Origin of the sequence: Nitratidesulfovibrio oxamicus (genome assembly GCF_015731765.1) — a bacterium.
Taxonomy (GTDB): Bacteria; Desulfobacterota; Desulfovibrionia; order Desulfovibrionales; family Desulfovibrionaceae; genus Cupidesulfovibrio; species Cupidesulfovibrio oxamicus.
In genome coordinates, this window is record NZ_VRYY01000406.1 from 1 (window position 1) to 2,290 (window position 2,290).

3 protein-coding genes are annotated in these 2,290 nt (G+C 68.0%); 2 read left to right on the top strand and 1 reads right to left on the bottom strand.

Annotation, left to right across the window (positions count from 1 at the left end):
- Positions 1-468: nicotinate-nucleotide--dimethylbenzimidazole phosphoribosyltransferase (locus FVW20_RS12945; RefSeq protein ID WP_196609945.1), on the top strand; the 468-nt coding region annotated here is incomplete at its 5' end.
- Between the two features lie 360 nt (positions 469-828).
- Here FVW20_RS12945 and FVW20_RS12950 read toward each other — a convergent pair.
- The gene (locus FVW20_RS12950) at positions 829-1,779 is read right to left on the bottom strand and encodes a LysR family transcriptional regulator ArgP (RefSeq protein ID WP_196609946.1); all 951 of its coding nucleotides are present in this window, start codon (positions 1,777-1,779) and stop codon (positions 829-831) included.
- A gap of 240 nt (positions 1,780-2,019) precedes the next feature.
- Here FVW20_RS12950 and FVW20_RS12955 point away from each other — a divergent pair.
- Positions 2,020-2,290: LysE/ArgO family amino acid transporter (locus FVW20_RS12955; protein ID WP_196609947.1), on the top strand; the 271-nt coding region annotated here is incomplete at its 3' end.

The following is a 2,290-nucleotide window of genomic DNA, read 5'->3' on the forward strand; positions in this document are numbered from 1 at the left end:
GTCACCGGCCCCGGCACCGGGCTGGACGCCCACGGCGTGGCCCGCAAGGCGCAGGTCATCCGCGCCGCGCTTGCCGCCAACCGCCGCGTCGTGGAATCCGGCGACCCCGTGGACATCCTGGCCGCCGTGGGCGGGCTGGAAATCGCCGCCCTTGCCGGGCTGATCCTTGGCGCCGCCCGCCAGCGCATGGTGGCTGTCATCGACGGGTTCATCTCCACCGCCGCCTACACCGCCGCCTGGAAGATCGCCCCCGCCGTGGCCGGGTACTGCGTGTTCAGCCACGCATCCGCCGAACAAGGGCACAAGGCCATCCTGCACAAACTGGACATCCGTCCCCTGCTCGACCTCGGCCTGCGCCTCGGCGAAGGCACCGGCGGCGCGCTGTCCATCTTCCTGCTGCGCAGCGCCGCCGACATCTTCGAAAAGATGGCCACCTTCGACGATGCCGGGGTGGATGCCGGGAAGTAGGGGCACGGCAGAAGGAAAGCAGGAAAGCGTATCGGGGGAGGGAGGAACCACCTTTCGGGAAAGGTGGTTCCTCCCTCCCCCGAACCCCCTCCCTCCTCCACCAAAGCTTTTTGTATGGGGGATTGGCGTTCGCCGCTTTTCAAGTGCGCTTTACAGGGTCGTACGCAACACCGTGCAGCGGTGGAGGCCGAGGCCTTCATGTCCTTTGCCCATCAGACCAAATGAAAAATTTGGAGGGATGGGGGTCCGGGGGAAGGGAACTTTTGCGGCAGCCGTTAGATGAGCGCAACGCGCGAATCTTACGGATGGCGACCGCAACGCGAAAAAGTTCCCTTCCCCCGGTTCGTTTTCATTTTTCCGCTATTCCTGCGCCAGCACCTGCCGGGCATGACTGACCACATGCTGGGTCAGGGCATCGAGCAGGCTGGTGCGCAGTCCCCAGCAGTGCCAGTAGAGGCGGATGGGCACGGCGTGTCCGGGGGCAAGGTCGATCAGGCGTCCATCGGCAAGGTGCTGGCGGGCCTGGGGCAGGGGGATCATGCCGTAGGCAAGGCCCTGGGCCACCACGTCCACGAAGCGTTCGGACGAGGGGATGTAGTGCAGCGGCAGGCTGCGGGCGATGCGGTCGAAGGACGCGGCGGTGGGCGGCAGGACACGCAGGAACTGGTGGTGCACCTCGTCGGCGCGATTGAAGATCACGGCGGGTGCGCGGCACAGGGCGGCTTCGGTGAGCCCGGCGGGGAACCATTGCGCGGCGAAGTCGGGCGCGGCAAGGCACAGATAGTCCACCCGGCCCAGCGGCAGGCAGCGGCAGCCCTGCACGGCGGCGGCGCGGGTGGACACGGCGGCGGCCACGTGACCGTCGCGCAGCAGCAGGTGGGTACGCTCCTGATCGTCCACGGAAAGATCGAGCAGGGCGCGTTCCGTGCGCAGGAACGGGGCCACGGCATCGGGAAACCAGGTGGCCAGGCTGTCGGCGTTCACGGCCACGGGCAGGGTGGTCCATGGAATATGCGGGATGTCGGGGGCGTCCGCGTCCGGGGAATCGGAACCGCTTTCGGGCCGCAGCGCGGCGGCAAGGTCGGTTTCCAGCAGGCCCACCTTGTCGCAATGGGCCAGCAGGCGGCGGCCTTCGTCGGTGGCGCGGGCCGGGGTGGCGCGCACCACCAGCACGGTGCCCAGTTGATCCTCCAGCGCCTTGACCCGCTGCGATACGGCGGACTGCGTCAGGTGCAGCACCCGCGCGGCCCGCTCGAAGCCCCCTTCGCGGATGACGGCGGCCACGGCCTCCACAAGTCGGTAGTCGAGCATGGACGATCATTACGTTTGCTTATGAAACAGCACAACAAGTAATTTCACGCATGGTGCGGAACAGGGTAGAGCAGGGACGTCACGGCGGATCGCCGCCCGTACGGCATGTATCCCGGAGACATCCCCCCGGGGGCAGCCTCCTCCGGGCAGGTATGTCGGGAAACGTTTTCCCGACAACGTGTGCCGACGGACGACGGGCGGCGCTCGCCGGACATCCATTCCCGCTTTAGGAGTTGCGCCATGCATCTTGCCCCCTACCTTCAGGGCCTCGGCATCGGGGCCAGCCTGATCATCGCCATCGGCGCGCAGAACGCCTTCGTGCTGACCCAGAGCCTGCGCCGCAACCACCACATGGCCGTGGCCGCGCTGTGCGCGCTTATCGACGTGGTGCTGATCACCGCCGGGGTGGCCGGGGTGGGCACGGCGGTTGCCGCCAGCCCGCTGCTGCGGCAGGGCGCCGCCGTGGGCGGGGCGGTGTTTCTGGCGTGGTTCGGGTTCGGCGCGCTGCGCT